13 protein-coding genes are annotated in these 15108 nt (G+C 72.9%); 4 read left to right on the top strand and 9 right to left on the bottom strand.

Annotated elements, in window-relative coordinates; genetic code table 11:
* Nucleotides 1-1388: amidohydrolase family protein (locus ABT137_RS25255; protein ID WP_351712583.1), on the bottom strand; the 1388-nt coding region annotated here is incomplete at its 3' end.
* 350 nt (nucleotides 1389-1738) lie between these two features.
* Here ABT137_RS25255 and ABT137_RS25250 point away from each other — a divergent pair.
* A complete protein-coding gene (locus ABT137_RS25250; protein ID WP_351712581.1) occupies nucleotides 1739-2674 on the top strand; it encodes an AraC family transcriptional regulator in 936 nt (311 codons plus the stop codon).
* On the opposite strand, the gene ABT137_RS25245 is transcribed toward ABT137_RS25250, so the two are convergent.
* The 3 genes from ABT137_RS25245 to ABT137_RS25235 form a co-directional block, all read right to left on the bottom strand.
* The gene (locus ABT137_RS25245; protein WP_351712579.1) at nucleotides 2667-3677 is read right to left on the bottom strand and encodes a phosphotriesterase family protein; all 1011 of its coding nucleotides are present in this window, start codon (nucleotides 3675-3677) and stop codon (nucleotides 2667-2669) included. The two genes, ABT137_RS25250 and ABT137_RS25245, sit on opposite strands and share 8 nt — an antisense overlap.
* Nucleotides 3674-4837, bottom strand: a complete 1164-nt coding sequence (locus tag ABT137_RS25240; protein WP_351712591.1) for an NAD(+)/NADH kinase — start codon at nucleotides 4835-4837, stop codon at nucleotides 3674-3676. Before ABT137_RS25240 ends, ABT137_RS25245 begins: the two co-directional genes overlap by 4 nt.
* A gap of 79 nt (nucleotides 4838-4916) precedes the next feature.
* On the bottom strand, nucleotides 4917-5147 hold the full coding sequence (locus ABT137_RS25235; protein WP_351712577.1) for a response regulator transcription factor: 231 nt from the start codon (nucleotides 5145-5147) through the stop codon (nucleotides 4917-4919).
* A 251-nt stretch (nucleotides 5148-5398) separates the two neighbouring features.
* On the opposite strand from ABT137_RS25235, the gene ABT137_RS25230 reads away from it, so the two are divergent.
* Complete coding sequence (locus ABT137_RS25230; protein ID WP_351712576.1) at nucleotides 5399-7843, top strand: ATP-binding SpoIIE family protein phosphatase; 2445 nt, start codon at nucleotides 5399-5401, stop codon at nucleotides 7841-7843.
* Between the two features lie 42 nt (nucleotides 7844-7885).
* Here ABT137_RS25230 and ABT137_RS25225 read toward each other — a convergent pair whose 3' ends face one another.
* The 3 genes from ABT137_RS25225 to ABT137_RS25215 form a co-directional block, all read right to left on the bottom strand.
* On the bottom strand, nucleotides 7886-8905 hold the full coding sequence (locus tag ABT137_RS25225) for a serine/threonine-protein kinase (RefSeq protein ID WP_502984572.1): 1020 nt from the start codon (nucleotides 8903-8905) through the stop codon (nucleotides 7886-7888).
* Between the two features lie 64 nt (nucleotides 8906-8969).
* Nucleotides 8970-9389, bottom strand: coding sequence for a TIGR03668 family PPOX class F420-dependent oxidoreductase (locus ABT137_RS25220; RefSeq protein ID WP_351712572.1), 420 nt, complete (start codon nucleotides 9387-9389; stop codon nucleotides 8970-8972).
* 17 nt (nucleotides 9390-9406) lie between these two features.
* Entirely contained in the window at nucleotides 9407-10048 is a 642-nt protein-coding gene (locus ABT137_RS25215; RefSeq protein ID WP_351712570.1) for a phosphoribosyltransferase, read from the bottom strand.
* A gap of 212 nt (nucleotides 10049-10260) precedes the next feature.
* Between ABT137_RS25215 and ABT137_RS25210 the strand changes: the two genes are divergently transcribed.
* Nucleotides 10261-12039, top strand: a complete 1779-nt coding sequence (locus ABT137_RS25210) for an esterase (RefSeq protein ID WP_351712568.1) — start codon at nucleotides 10261-10263, stop codon at nucleotides 12037-12039.
* A gap of 60 nt (nucleotides 12040-12099) precedes the next feature.
* On the opposite strand, the gene ABT137_RS25205 is transcribed toward ABT137_RS25210, so the two are convergent.
* Together ABT137_RS25205 and ABT137_RS25200 are read right to left on the bottom strand one after the other, a co-directional pair.
* Nucleotides 12100-13296, bottom strand: coding sequence for a cytochrome P450 (locus ABT137_RS25205; protein WP_351712566.1), 1197 nt, complete (start codon nucleotides 13294-13296; stop codon nucleotides 12100-12102).
* Between the two features lie 184 nt (nucleotides 13297-13480).
* Nucleotides 13481-14503 carry a DUF2278 family protein gene (locus tag ABT137_RS25200; protein WP_351712564.1) on the bottom strand — a complete coding sequence of 341 codons (1023 nt, stop codon included), beginning with the start codon at nucleotides 14501-14503 and terminating at the stop codon, nucleotides 13481-13483.
* 156 nt (nucleotides 14504-14659) lie between these two features.
* Here ABT137_RS25200 and ABT137_RS25195 point away from each other — a divergent pair, with 156 nt between their 5' ends.
* The gene (locus tag ABT137_RS25195; protein ID WP_351712562.1) at nucleotides 14660-15100 is read left to right on the top strand and encodes an SRPBCC family protein; all 441 of its coding nucleotides are present in this window, start codon (nucleotides 14660-14662) and stop codon (nucleotides 15098-15100) included.
* Nucleotides 15101-15108 lie beyond the last annotated feature (8 nt).

The following is a 15108-nucleotide window of genomic DNA, read 5'->3' as shown; positions in this document are numbered from 1 at the left end:
AATTTACAACCACAACACGCCATACGCCATCCATTCACAAGTGACTGGTGTACAGAGGTGTGATCTTCCGATCTGACGTTGCGTGCCGCCGCTTCGGCGGCGGCACGCATCGCGGCGGGACGGTCGACGCGAACCGTCTCCCCGTCCGCCACCACCGGCTCCCCGGCGACCCAGACGTCCCGGACCGCGCGGGAGCCGGCCGCCCACACGAGGTTGGCGAGCAGCCGCTCGTCCGGCACGTCCACACCGGTCGCGAACTGCGGACCGTCGACCGAGACATGGACCAGGTCCGCCCAGTTGCCCGGGCGCAGGGCTCCGATGTCCGTCCGGCCGAGGGCCGCGGCGCCCGCCGAGGTCGCCATGAGGAAGGCGTCGGCGGCGGTGAGTGCCAGGGGGTCGCCGGTGGCGAGGCGGCTGAACATCATCGCGAGCCGGGCCTCCTCCCACAGGTCGAGGTCGTCGTTGCTCGCGGGCCCGTCGGTGCCGAGGCCCACGGTGACGGACGCGGCGCGCAGGGCGTGCACGGGGGCCGTTCCGGAGGCGAGTTTGCCGTTGGAGCCCGGGCAGTGGGCGACCCCGGCGCCCGACTCCGCGAGCAGCCGGATGTCGGTGGCGGAGAGGTGCACGGCGTGGGCCGCGAGCAGCCGGCCGTCCAGCAGCCCGGTGTCGCGCAGGAGTTGGGGTACGGAACCGTGCTGTGCCCGTTGCTCGGCGTCCTCGGCGAGGGTCTCCGCGACGTGGATGTGCACCAGCGCGCCGCGCCGGCCGGCCTCTTCGGCCGTCGCCCGCAGGGCCTCGGGCGGCAGGGTGTAGGCGGAGTGCGGGCCGTAGCAGAGTTCGACGCGTTCGCCGGCGCCGAAGCGCAGTCCGTCGGCGTCGATCCACTTGCCGATCCCGTCGACGGCACTGCGCCAGCCGTCGCCGGGCCGGTCGAAGTAGGCGGGCGCGAGCAAGATCCGGCTCCCGGCCTCCAGCGCCGCGTCGGCCACCGCCTCGGGGTGCGCGTACATCTCGGCGCTGGTGGTCACGCCGTAGCGCAGCATCTCGACACAGCCGAGGAGCATGCCCGCGCGGGCGTCCCGTGAGGTCATGCGTGCCTCGGCGGGCCAGACGGCGTCCTGCAGCCAGGCCAGCAGCGGCAGGTCGCCGCCGAGGCCCCGCAGCAGGGTCATCGGGGAGTGCGCGTGGGCGTTGACGAGGCCCGGGGCGAGGATGCCGGTCAGGGCCGTGCGGGGGTGGGCGTCCGGGACCGGGGGTGCGTCGGCGGCCGGACCGCAGTAGGTGATACGGCCGTCGGGGCCGACGTCGACCGCCGCGTCCCGGAGCACGGTGCAGGACGGGTCGGCGGGGAGGACGACGGGGGCGAGGAAGCGTCGCGAAACGGTCATGTGGGGGTGGTGTCCAATGCGTCGTCGGGCGTTCGGTGGTGCGTGGTGCAGCTTGATCTCGCGCGGTGGTGCACGGCGGTACCTGAACGTGCGTGATGGCGCACGTTCAGGCCTGAACGTGCGTGGTGGTAATGGTGGTTCCTGATCGCGCACGGTGGTAATGGTGGTGCCTGAACGTGCGCGAGGGCACATGGCGGCGCCCGACCGCGTGTGATGGTGCACGGTGGTACCCGATGTCTGCGCGGTGGTGCACGGTGTCGCACGGCCAAGACGCCGACCGCCCCCCACGAGTTCGCCGGCCGGTGACAGCGTGGGCCGCCCTCGCCCGCGGGCGGCTTAGCATGAGGCGCGTGTACTCCTGGAGTGAAGCCCTCACCCTGACCTCGGCGAGCGCCTGGGACGAGCTCTTCACCGGCCTGCACGGCGCCAGCCGGATCAGCGTGCCGGACCGTGAGGCGCCGTGGAGCGCCCGTCTGGAGTGGCAGCGGTCGACGGCGTACGGCGTCGCCCTGTGCGCCGGCGGGCGGGAGGTGGTGCAGCGGGAGACCCGGCACATCCGGACCGATCCCCGGGGGACTTACGAACTCCTCGTCCCGCTCGCCGGCTCCGCCTGGGTGGAGCAGGGGCTGTCGGCCACGGAGATCCGGGCCGGCAGCATGGTGCTGTGCGACATCGACCGTCCGATGAAGTTCGCGCACGACGCGGACTTCCTGTCGATCGCCTTCATCATGTCCGGCGCGGACGTCGCCGGACGCAGCCGGATCGCGGCCGGCGAACCGCGGTTGCTCGGCGCCGAGCGCGGACTGGGCCGGATCGTCCGGCAGTTGACCACCACGCTCCACGAGGAGCGCGAGGAACTGACGGAGAGCACCTTCGACCTCGCGTGCGACCGGCTCCTCGACCTGGTGTGCCTGGCCGCGGAGGGCGGCACCGACACGGCGCCCGCCGGGCAGCGGGCGACGGTCGAGGCGGCGATCCGCCGCTATGTCCGGCAGCACGCCTGCGAACCGGAGCTGGACGTCGTCGCCGTCGCGCGGGCGCTCGGCTGGTCCGTGCGCTATGTCCAGCAGGTGCTCCAGGAGGCCGGCACCACGGCCCGCGACCTGATCCGCCGCGAGCGGCTGACCGCGGCCCGCGAACGGCTCGCCGGGCCGGGCTGGGCGTCGTACTCGATCGCGCAGATCGCGCACTCCTGCGGCTTCGGCAGCCACGCGTCCTTCACGACCGCGTTCCGGGCGGAGTTCGGGACGACACCGACCGAGGCCCGGCGGCGGCGCGCTAGCTGAAGTAGCGGCGCGGGTTGTCGACCAGCATGGTGGTCAACTGGTCCTCGGTGACGCCTGCCTGACGCAGGGCCGGCAGGACCCGGTCGTGCAGGTGGGTGTAGTGCCAGTCGGGCGCGATCTGCTCCTTCACGCCGGGCGGGAACCAGTCGATGTGGCAGGACGCGTCGTGGGACAGCACCATCCGGTCGGCGAGTCCTTCGGCCGCGAGCGCCGCGACGGTCGCCACCCGCTGGTCGCCGGGGAGCAGGATGTCGAGGCCGAAGCGGTCCATGCCGACGTACGAGCCGTTGTCGACGAGTGCGTGCAGATAGTCCAGGTCGGCGGTGTCACCGCTGTGGCCGACGACCACCGCCCCGAGGTCCGCGCCCTCGCTGCGCAGGATCTCCTGGGCGACGAGACCGGTGCGCGCGGCGGCGTTGGTGTGCACGGTGATCGGGGCGCCGGTCTGCAGATGGGCCTGGGCCACCGCGCGCAGCACCCGCTCCACGCCCGGGGTGAGCCGGTCCTCGATCGCGCACTTCAGGAAGGCGGCCCGGATCCCGGTGCCGGCGATGCCCTCGGTGAGTTCGCGGACGAACAGGTCGGTCATGCCCTCGGCGCCGCCGAGCAGGGTGCCCGGGCCGTGGTAGCGGAAGTAGTCGGGGACGTCGGCCAGGGTGTAGATGCCGGTGGCCGCGACGATGTTGAGGTCGACCTGCTCGTTGACCCGGGCGACGCGTGCGACGTCGCGGCCGAGGCCGATGCAGGTGGGGTCGACGATGGTGGTGACGCCGGTCGCGGCCAGCGCCTTGAGGCGGGTCACGGCGTCGTCGACACGCTCCTGCTCGTCCCAGGTCTCCGGGAGGCTCTGCCGGAACTCCTCGCTGAGCACGAAGACGTGCTCGTGCATCAGCACGGTGCCGAGCTCGTCGGCGGGTACCGGACCGCGGACGGTCTGGACCGTCTGAGCGGTCTGGACTGTCTGAGAGGTCTGGACCGTCTGGACCGGGGAGTCGGTGGTCATGGGTTGTCGTCGCCTTCCTGCGCATGACGTGGGAAGGCCGACTTTTCCAGCGCGGGGGCGACACCGTCTTTCCAGTCGGCGCACGGTTCTTTCCCCTCGACGTAGTCCGCCGCCATCAGTGGCAGGGAGAGATGGGCCAGGTCGCCGGGCGGAGGTGTCCGCAGCGACCACAGGGGCGCCGGGGTGCCGTCGGCGACCGCGGCCGGGGCGTCGGTCAGGTTCATGCGCTCGCGCAGGCGGCCGTAGAAGTCCATCGTCGCGAGCCGGACCACCCGCAGCCGGGTCGGGGCGGCGTACACGCCGATCCAGTCCCCCGGCTCCAGGACGCCCCGCATCTGGCCGTCGACGCTGACCGCGGCCTGTCCCGAGCGTTCCAGGACGCGCAGGCCGACCGCTTCGTTCGGGGCGGTGACGACCGAGCGGTTGAACGTCATGTGCGGGGCGACCGGGGTGAAGACGAGGGCCTCGGCGCACGGCGAGACGACGGGGCCGCCGGCGGCGAAGCTGTAGGCGGTCGAGCCGGTCGGCGTCGCCACCAGCAGCGCGTCGGCGGAGTAGGAGGCGAGCAGCCGGCCGGAGACGTAGACGCCGACGGAGACCTGGCGGTCCCGGGACAGCTTCTCCAGGACGATGTCGTTGACCGCGGCGACGTGCAGCGGCACGCCCCAGTCGGTGTCCTGCTCGCAGTCCGTGCGGACCTGGGGCGGCGGCAGCAGCGGCCCGCGGCCGTACTGCATCAGCCGCTCCATGTCGGCCGGCACCTCCAGGCGCCGGGAGGCGCGCATGGTGAGGAGCAGGCGGCTGTCGACGGTGTAGCGGTCCTCGCGGATCGCGTCCAGCGCCTCCCGCACCGAGCAGGCCGGCACCTCGGTCAGGAAGCCGACCCGGCCCAGGTCGACGCCGAGGACCAGCGCGTCGTTGCGGGCGGCGAGCCGGGCGCCGCGCAGGAAGGTGCCGTCCCCGCCCAGGGTGACGATCAGGTCGGGATCGCCGGCGGCCGCGACCTCCTCGCCGGAGTGGTGCCGTCCGCCGTCGTGCCACACGTCGATGTCCGTGCACCGCACGTCGTGCTCCGCGGCCCACGCCCGTACGTCACGGGCCGCGTCCACCGCCTCCGGGCGCCCGCCGTGCACCACCAGTCCTAGCCCGTTCACCGTCATCTCCGCCTCCAGGACACCGTTGCCGGCCGCTGCTCCCACGCTGTCACGCCCCGGGCGGATCTGTCGGGCAGAGCCGGGATCACAGCCCCAGGGAGATGGCCAGCCGGGTGAGCTCGGCGGTGGTGTTGATGTCGAGCTTGGCGCGGATACGGCGGAGGTAGGCATCGACCGTGTGCTTGGAGAGCCCCATCTGCCGGGCCGCCTGGAGGTAGGTGCAGCCCGCGGCGATGTGCTTCAGCGTCTCGCGCTCACGCGGGGCCAGCGCGACGGCGGCGGTCTCGGTGTGCTGGGTGACTGCGGTGAAGCTCATGAGGGGTTCCTTGACCGATCGATCCGATAGAGACGATGGGGGCGATAGGGGCGATTTGTCCGTTTATAAAACCCTCACAAGGCGACGTCATCACGCTGTCCCCCGACTGTCACAGACGCGTCACAGGAACCTCCGGCGGGTGTGGCGCCGACCGCCCGGAGTGGCAGCGGCGGCGGATTGGTGCTCCGTGGCGGCCGGGATCATCCTGGGGAGAGAGCCGGCCGTGCAGGTTCCGCGAAGGATGAGCGGCGATGGAACGACCCCCCACCCCTCCCAGCCACCCGGCGCAGACGCACGCCGTGCCCCAGGCGGCCCGCACCGCGTCGGTCACGGTCGACGAGCAGGGTCTCGTGACCGGCTGGAGCGACGGGGCCCGGCTGCTGCTGGGCTACCCGCCCGCCGAGATCCTGGGGCAGCGGGCCGCCCGGCTGCTCGCCGAACCGGACCGGGACGCCTGGCGGGAGGCGGCGGTCGGACCGCGCTGGAGCGGGACCGCGGCGCTGCGCCACCGCGACGGGCACCGGCTGGACCGGGACGTCCTGGTCCACCGCAGGCCCTCCGGCGTACCGCCGGGCGGCACGGAGTGGCTGGTGGTGTCGGCGGTGACCGGCCCGGCGGCGGCCACCGCGGGACAGGCGCTCGGCGAATGGGCCTTCCAGCAGTCGCCCTGTGTCTCCGCCGTCTTCGACGAGGAGCTGCGGCTGGCCCGGGCGAGCGTCGCGACGCAGCGCACGCTGTCACTGGCGGAGGGGATGATCCGGGGGCTGCGGCTGACGGACGTCGTGCCGTACAAGGGCAGCGCCGAGGCCGAGGCGAGCATGCGGCGGGTCCTGGACGGCGCCGGACCGCAGGAGATCCGGCTCCATCTGGATCCGGCCGACCCGGAGCGCACCTGGCACGCCCGGCTCACACCGCTGGCGGACTCGGGCGGCCGGGTGCGGGCGGTGGCCCTGACGGCCCACGCCGACGTGTCCCAGCAGCTGGCGCGGCGCCGGATGCTGCTGCTGGGCGACGCCGGGGTGCACATCGGCACCAGCTCCGACGTGCAGCGCACCGCCCGGGAGCTGACCGAGGTCGCCGTCCCCGACTTCGCCGACGTGTGCGCCGTGGACCTGCTGGACACTCCCCCACGCGCGGCCGAGGCCTCCCGGGAACACCCCCAGCGGCCCGGCGCACCGCCGACCGACGGCGTCGCCCTGCGCCGGGCCGCCGTGCGGTCGCTGCCCGACGGGCCGCCGCTCCCGCAGCCCTCCGGCGCCGTGCTGCGCTGCCCGCCGTGGTCGCCGGCGGGCCGGTGCCTGGCCGAGGGGCGGGGCACGGTGTATCCGGGCGGCGACGAGGTCGTGAGCCGCTGGGCGCGGGAGGATCCGCAGGCCGCCGGGTGGATCCGGGAGAGCGCGGCGCACTCGCTCATGGCGGTGCCGATCAGGGCGGGCGACAGCACCTTCGGCGTGGCCCTGTTCGGACGGAACCGGCGGACCGAGCCGTTCGACGCGGACGACCTGTGGCTGGCCGAACAGCTCGCGGCGCGCACGGCCACCGGCATCCAGAGCGCCGCACGCGCCCAGCGGCAGCACACCACCACCATGACGCTGCAGCGCAGCCTGCTCCCGCAGACCCTGCCGGAGCAGGCGGCCCTGGACATCGCCACCCGCTATCTGCCCTCGGTCAGCCAGGCCGGGGTGGGCGGCGACTGGTTCGACGTCATCCCGCTCTCCGGGACCCGGGTCGCGCTCGTCGTGGGCGATGTCGTCGGCCACGGCATGCGGGCCGCCGCCACCATGGGCCGGGTCCGCACCGCCGTCCGCACCCTGGCCGACGTCGACCTGCCACCCGACGAACTCCTCAGCCACCTCGACGACCTGGTCGTCCACCTCTCCGCCGAGGAGGCCGGTGCCGACAGCCCCGCCGATGCCGCCGGCGGAGTCGGCACGACGTGCCTGTACAGCGTGTACGACCCCGTCACCCGGCGGCTCTGCGTCGCCCGGGCCGGCCACCCGCCGCCCGCCGTGGTCACCGCGGGCAGCGTCCACTTCCTCGACGTCCCGGCCGGTCCCCCGCTCGGCCTCGGCGGCCTGCCCTTCGAGTCGTACGAGACGGAACTCCCCGAGGGCAGCCTGATCGCCCTCTACACCGACGGCCTGCTCGAACCCCGTGAGCACGACATCGACGACGCCCTCGACACGATGTTCGCCGCGCTCGCCCGCCCCGCCGAGACCCTGGACACCGTCTGCGACCGGGTCCTGACGTCCATGCTCACCCACCGCCCCGACGACGACATCGCCCTGCTCGTCGCCCGCACCCGGGCCCTGCACGCCGACCGGGTCGCCACCTGGGAGCTGCCCTTCGACCTCGCCGCGGTCGCCGAGGCCCGCAAGCTGGCCACCGAGCAGCTGGCCGAGTGGCAGCTGGAGAAGGCCGCGTTCGTCACCGAGCTCGTCGTCAGCGAAATGGTCACCAACGCCTTCCGGTACGGCCGCCCGCCCGTCCGGCTCCGCCTGATCCACGACGACCACACCCTCACCTTCGAGGTCTTCGACTCCAGCAGCACCGCCCCGCACATGCGGCGGGCCCACACCTACGACGAGGGGGGACGCGGACTCCTCCTGGTCGGCCAGCTGACCCAGCGCTGGGGCACCCGGCACGGCGGCACCGGCAAGACCGTCTGGGCCGAGCAGTACCTCACCGACGACTGAGACGGCCACGGGCGGCCACCGACTGCGGCTACCGGCTAGCGGCTACCGGCGGAACACCGGGCGGGCCCAGGCGGGCGGGTGCGGGGTGTCCGCGGTTTCCCGGCCGACGGTCGGGGTGCGGAGGGTGCCGTGGCCGGCGGTCGGGGTGCGGACGGTGTCGCGGCCGACCGTCGGGGCGCCGCCGGCGTCCCGGTGCACGGCAGGCTCCCCGGCCGGACCGGGGCCGTACGCGGCGCACCGCAGCGCTGCCACGAACTCCAGGCAGGAGCCGTACCGGTCCTCGGGGACCTTGGCCAGCGCCCTGGCGAACACGTCGTCGAACGCCGGCGGCAGCCCGGCCCGCACCTCGCTCAGCGCGGGCGGGGCGTCGTACTGGTGCGCCCACAGCAGCGCGATGTCCTCGTCCCGGACGAACGGCGGACCGCCGGCGAGCATCTCGAAGACCACGCAGGCGAGACTGTAGAGATCGCAGCGGCCGTCCACCGGACGCCCCGAGATCTGCTCCGGCGCCACGTAGTCCAGGGTGCCGACGAATTCGCCCACCGTCGTGAACCCCGTCAGCGACAGCGACTTCTTGGTGAGCCCGAAGTCCGTGAGATAGACGTGCTCGGGGTGGTCGCTGTCCGTGCCCTGCGCCACCAGCACGTTGCCGGGCTTCACGTCCCGGTGCACCAGATCGTGCTCGTGGGCCGCGTCGAGCGCGGAGGCGACCTGGGCGGCGATCCGCAGCACCGCGTCCACCGGCAGCACGCCCTCCTTGTCCAGCAGCGCGCGCAGATCGGGCCCCGACACGTACCGCATCGCGATGTAGAGCACGCCGTCCGTCTCGCCGGCCTCGAAGATCGGCACGATGTGGGGGTGGTCGATGGCGGCGGCGACCCGTGACTCGTGGGTGAAGCGGCGGCGGAAGGTGTCGTTGCGGGCCATCTCGGGGGCCAGCAGTTTCAGGGCGACGGTCCGGTCCAGACGCAGGTCCGTGGCGCGGTAGACGACGGCCATGCCGCCGCGCCCGATCTCGCCCTGTACCTCGTAGCCCGCGATGCGCGTCGCCATCACCCACATCGTATCCAGGGGGCCCGCGGCCCGCCCGCGAGAAGGTCACGTTCCGGCGGATCGCACCGGCGGCTCAAAGGGGCGCCGCCTGCCAGCCGGTCCAGCGCGTCACGGTCACGAGAATGACCGCGTCGGCCGGAGGGTGCTCTCGGTACTGCGGGTATTTCGCGCTCAGCGGCCCGACGAGCGCCGCGTCGGCGGGAATCACCTTCGCCTCGCCGTCCGCCCGGACCCACCACAGGCGGTCCCAGTCGTCGTCGTACGCGTCCGCGAGCAGGCACACGGACGGCTGTGCGGCGATGTTGCGCAGTCGCCTGAGGTCGGTCGTGGTCTTGGGTTTGTGGTCCACGGCGGTGACGATCCCGTCGGCGCCGTGCCGGGCGAAGACGACCGGCACCAGATGGGGACGGCCCCTCCCGTCCACGGTCGCGAGCCGTGCCACCCGGGCCGCGGCGAACCGGCGCCGTGCCTCGCTCTCGGCCAGCTCCGGCATCGCGCGCCCCGTCCCCGTCAGGCCCGGCGCAGCGCGTCGAGCACGTCGTCGTCCGTCAGTTGCCCGAAGTCGTCGTACCACTGCCCGACCGCGCTGAAGATGGCCGGGCGGTACGGGCAGACGATGAGGTCGGCCTCGGCGGCGAGCGCGTCCAGGGAGTCGGGTGCGCCGACCGGGACCGCCAGCACGGTCCGGGCGGGGCCCCGGCCGCGTACGTGGCGCAGCGCGGCGCGGGCGGTGGAGCCGGTGGCGAGGCCGTCGTCGACGACGAGCACGGTGCGGCCGCGCAGTCGGGGCGGCGGGCGGCCCTCCCGGTAGCGGCGCTCGCGGCGGCGCAGTTCCTGCCGCTCCCGCTCGACGACGGGGGCGAGGGAGTCCTCGCTCAGGTCCAGATGGGCCAGGGTCGCCCGGTCGAGGAGCGGCGGGTCCTCCCCGGCGATCGCGCCGACGCCGAACTCCTCGTGGTACGGGGCTCCGATCTTGCGTACGACGAGCACGTCGAGCGGGGCCGACAGCTCGCGCGCCACCTCCGCGGCGACGGCCGCACCGCCCCGGGGCAGCGCCAGCACGATCGGGTCGGGCAGGGCGCCCTTGTCCCGCAACTCGACCAGCACGGCGGCGAGTTCGCGGCCCGCGTGAGCACGGTCCCGGTAGCGCACGGTTCGTCCTCTCCGGACGAGGTCGGGGTCTCCTTCCTCCATGCTCACACCCGGAGGTGCCGAAGGCCGAGCCGTACCGGGGAAGGCGCACCGGCCCCGGCAACCTTCTAACAAAATAATCATCAAAATTGTCAACAATCTTGCCCCTCCTTGCCTACAGTCGGGGACTCGGAAGAGCCGCACAGCAACCCGCTGCACAAGGAGGTCCACGGGTGGAGATCAACCGCAGAACCGTTGTCCGGGGCGCCGCAGCCATGGCCGCGTTCGGAATCGCCGAGGGCGCGGCAGGCAGGGCTTTCGCAGGCACCTCGTCGTCGAACAGTTCGCCGAGCAGTTCGACGAGCAGTTCGTCGAGCACGTCCGCGGCGAACTCGGCGTACTCGCTGGAGTTCGATTCCACCGCCTGGTCGTACGACTCGGCCAACGACGTGTACTACCAACTCGGGAAGGTGTACGTCACCAACCCGGCCACGACGGACTACGAGAACCTGTCGATCTACGTGCCGGGGGCCTATCTGACGGCCACCGTGAACAGCGACGGGACCACGTACACCGCGACGGTCGACCCGAAGGGCACCGTCGGCGCGTACTCGGGACGCACGGCGCCGATCGTGATCCCGGTCAACACCCCCGGCTACGCCGCGCAGAAGCCGGCCACGTCCTACAGCTACAGCAGCGTCTCGCAGTACCTCGCGGCCGGGCACATCTACGTGTGGCCGGGCCTGCGCGGCCGGGACGGCTCGACCAGCACCCGCTCCGACGCGGCCCCCTGGGGCGTGACCGACCTCAAGGCCGCGGTCCGCTTCCTGCGGTACAACCGGAGCGTCCTGCCCGGCAGCACGGACGACATCGTCCTGTTCGGCATGAGCGGCGGCGGCGCCCAGGACACCGTGGCGGGCGCGTCCGGTGACAGCCCGCTGTACCACCCGTACCTGCGCACGATCGGCGCGGCGATGGCGGACGCCCAGGGCAAGCCCCTCAGCGACGCGGTCGCCGGGGTCATGGCCTGGTGCCCGATCACCAGCCTGCACGAGGCCAACCTGTCCTACGAGTGGAACATGGGCCAGTTCGCCTCGACCGGCACGCGCGCGTCGGGCACCTGGACCAGCGCCTACTCGGCGGACCTCGCGAAGGCCTGGCCCACGTACGTCAACCGGCTGGGACTGCGTGACGAACAGGGCAGGCGCCTGAAGCTGGCCGAGTCCGGCAGCGGCACCTACCTGGCCGGCAGCTACTACGACCACCTGATCGAGGTGATCACCACCTCGCTGAACAACTTCCTGTCCGACAACACCTTCCCGTACACCATCACCACGATGGGCGGCCCGCCCGGATCGGGCCAGACGGGGTCCTCGACCACGTACGAGACGGTCGAGGACTACATCGCCTACCTCAACACCGCCAGTACGTGGGTCACTTACGACGCCACGACCAACACCGTCACGGTCTCCGGCCTCGAAGGCTTCGTCAAAAGCCAGAAGACCGCGAGCAAGCCGGTCGGCGCGTTCGACGGGTACTCCCGCGGGCAGACCGAGAACGGCGTCTTCGCGATGGGACTCGGCGCCCCGGCACACTTCGCGCCGCTCACCCGTGACGTCGTCAAGGCGAACGAGACGACGTACGCCACGTACTCCGACTGGAACTCCGACTACGGCTCCTCGGCGTACGACAGCGACTTCGCCAAGAAGGACAGCGTCGGCAAGGACATGGCCTGGCGGGCCGACGCCTACAACCCGCTGTACTTCCTCTCGCCCGCCTTCGGCGGCTACCGCCGGTCGCAGCCGGCGCGCCACTGGCGCATCCGCACCGGCATCATGCAGGGCGACACGGCCAACACGACCGAGATCAACATCGCGCTGGCCCTGCAGAACTACGGCATCCGCGACGTCGACTTCGCCACCGTGTGGGCCCAGGGACACACCCAGGCCGAGCGCACCGGCGACTCGACGACGAACTTCATCAGCTGGGTGGAGTCCGTCACCAAGAAGTGACCACCGGCCCGGGCGCCCGATCGCCGAACTCCGGTCGGGCGCCCGGCTCCCGAACAGCGCCTAGGACACGGTCCAGGAGAGGTGCAGCTCCTCCGGTGAGCGGTGGATCATCGTCGGCCGCATGGTGACCGGACGGCCCTTTGCGAGCCGCAGGTCCGGGAGTCGGCGCGTCAACTCCTCCACCGTGATGCGGAGTTGCTCGCGGGCCAATTGGGCGCCGACGCAGGCGTGGGCGCCGAAGCCGAAGGCGAGGTGGCGGGCGGGGGCGGCCCGGGTGATGTCGAACGTGTCGGGGCTGGGGTGACGCGAGGCATCCCGGTTGGCCGCGCCGAAGGCGACGAACAGCTCGGCCCCGGCCGGGAGTTCGGTGCCGGCGAGGGTGACCGGGCGGGTGGTGACCCGGCGGAAGCCCTGAAGCGCGCCGTCGTAGCGGGCCGCCTCCTCCACGGCCGCCGGGATCAGCTCCGGTTGCCGGCCCAGCAGTTCCCACTGGTCCCGGTGGCTCAGCAGGTGCAGGACGGTGGTGCCGATCAGGGCGGTGGTGGTCAGGTGCCCGGCGATCAGCAGGTTCTGGAGGTGTGCGACGGCCTCGTGGCGCTGTTCCAGGGGGAGTTCGGCGTGGCCGGGTTCGGTCACGGAGGCGACGATCTCCGTGGCCAGGTCCTCACGGGGGTGGGCGTAGCGGTCGCGGGCGCAGCGGTCGAGGACGCGCTGCATGGCGACGACGTCCTCGGCGGCGGCGATCTGCCCGGCCTCCGGCAGCGGCCGGAACAGCAGTTCCTCGGCGCGGCGCCCGCCGTGCACGACCAGGGGCACATCCGCGGGGTCGAGTCCGACGACCTTGCCGATGACCTCGCCGGGCAGCCGCATGGCGTAGGCCGACATCAGTTCCACCCCGCCGTCCGTCACGAACCCGTCGACGAGGGCGGCGGCCCGCTCACGGGCGTACGGCACGGCCGCCGCGATCCGGGTGGGTGAGAGTGCGCGCAGCAGCGGCGCGCGCAGTTGCTGGTGCCGTTCGCCGTCCGAGGTGACCACGACCGGCCGGCCGCCGAAGCCGCCGCCGAGCACGGCGAGCGCGGCGGGCGCGGGCATGACGTCCGGCCGTAACGCGTTCGCCGACGAGAACTCCTCCGTGCGGCGCAGCACTTCGCGGACGTCGGCGTCCCGGGCCACCAGCCAGGCGTCCAGCTCGGGCACCCGCACCAGCCCCTCCGCCGCCCGCGCCCGCGCGTAGAGGGGGTAGGGCTCGCGCATCAGGTCGTCGAGTCTGTCGTGTGCGTCGTGCCTGTCGTGTGCGTCGTGCCTGTCATGTGCGTCGTGCCTGTCGTGCAGTTCGTGTTCCACGAGACGCCCCCCGGGACGACAACGACGGCGGTACGGCGGCGGTACGGACCGCGCTCATGGTGCCGTACCGCCGTGCGTTCCCGACAGAGTCGGGTCAGAAGACGACCCACCACCCTTCGCGGGCCGCCTGCTCGGCCGTGTACGACACGCCGTGTGCCTTGAGGCCGGCGACGTCGAGGAGGGTGACCTCGCCGCCGTGGTTGCCGAGTTGGGCGCCGCCGGAGAGCGGCACGGCGAGGGCGGCGCCGGCGGCGAGGGGACCGGCCGGTACCGGCGAGGCCTGGCCGACGCGGTCCAGGAGGCGCCAGCCGGTGAGGTCGACCGGGGCGGGCGAGGCGTTGAGGAGGGTGACGGTCTCCGCCTCGGGGGCCGGGCCGGCCGGGTTGACCAGCGCGGCGACGATCCGGACCGGCTGGTCGCCGGGGGCGGGGCGGGAGGTGTCGACGTCGGGGAGGGTGTGGCCGGTGACGTCGTCGGTGTGCCAGGCCTGGCTCTGGAAGGCGAGGAAGATCCCGACCCAGCGCTCCGCGGCCTGCCCGTCGGCCGGGAAACGGATGAGCAGCCCGCCGTCCTGCCAGACCCCGTCGTCGCCGCTGAAGCGGCCGCTGTTGCCCTGGTTCATGTGGATGTCGTGGACGCCGTTGCCGGGCAGGAAGCCGAACACCTTGTCCTTGACGCCGGTCTCGGGCCCCCAGCGCTCGCCGAAGAGGTACAGCCGGGCGCCGGGGTCGTCGACGGCCCGCCGGACGTAGTGGTCGAGCAGGTCGGCCAGGTCGTTGTCGGGCCCGGAGCGGTCCGCCGGGAGGACCCGCATCTTCGCCGGGTCGAAGAGGTTGCCGCGGACGAAGTCGAGGTTGGGGCCGCCGGGCCCGGACGGCAGCGTGTTCCAGCCGCTGGTCAGGCCTGCCACGCGGGCGGTGAGGGGGTGCTCGAAGTCGTCGTCGACGAGGTAGAGCAGTTCGGCGGGCTTCTCCTGCGAGAGGACGTTGACCGCGGCCCGGTAGTGAGTGCCGGACTCGTCGGTGAGGTGGATCTGGTAGTGCGGGCTGTCGGCGGCGCCCTCGCGCCGGGTGTCGACCGCCCGGGCGATCAGGACGCCATAGGTCTTCAACGGCATGATGACCAACTCCCCGTGAAGGCAGGCGGTTTGCCCGCCATGGCGGGAATCGTACGGGGCCGGGGCCGACTCCGGCCGGGGTTGGACGATTCTGTCGGTCCTGTGAACACTCGGTGTGCGACCCGCGCACGGTGGCCGGTTCTCTACGATCGTGCCGTGGTCAACTTCCTCCTCCAGCGGACGGCTCCGCTGCCGATCGACGAGGCGTGGCGCCGGCTCACGGAGTGGTCCCGGCACGCCGACGTGGTTCCGCTGACCCGGGTCACCGTGCTCACCGATCCCCCGACCCACGAGGGCACGGTCTTCGTGGCCCGTTCCGGGTTCGGGCCGCTGTCGTTCGACGATCCCATGGAGGTGACCGTCTGGGAGCCCCCGCAGGACGGCGGCTCCGGCCGGTGCCGCCTGGTCAAGCACGGCCGGGTGGTGCTCGGCTGGGCCGAACTGGAGGTGCACCCCGGGCCCGGCGGCCGTACCCGGGTGGTCTGGCACGAGGAACTGCGGATCCGGGGGCTGCCGTCGTTCCTCGACCCGCTGGTGCGCCGGACGTCCCGCGCGGTGTTCGGGCGGGCGGTCAACTCACTCCTCCGGCGGCCCTGACAGGGGTG

It is taken from the genome of Streptomyces sp. NPDC001980, from assembly GCF_040296885.1.
Classification (GTDB): domain Bacteria; phylum Actinomycetota; class Actinomycetes; order Streptomycetales; family Streptomycetaceae; genus Streptomyces.
The sequence above is the reverse complement of the archived record's forward strand: the minus strand, read 5'-3'. Positions and strand labels throughout refer to the sequence as shown.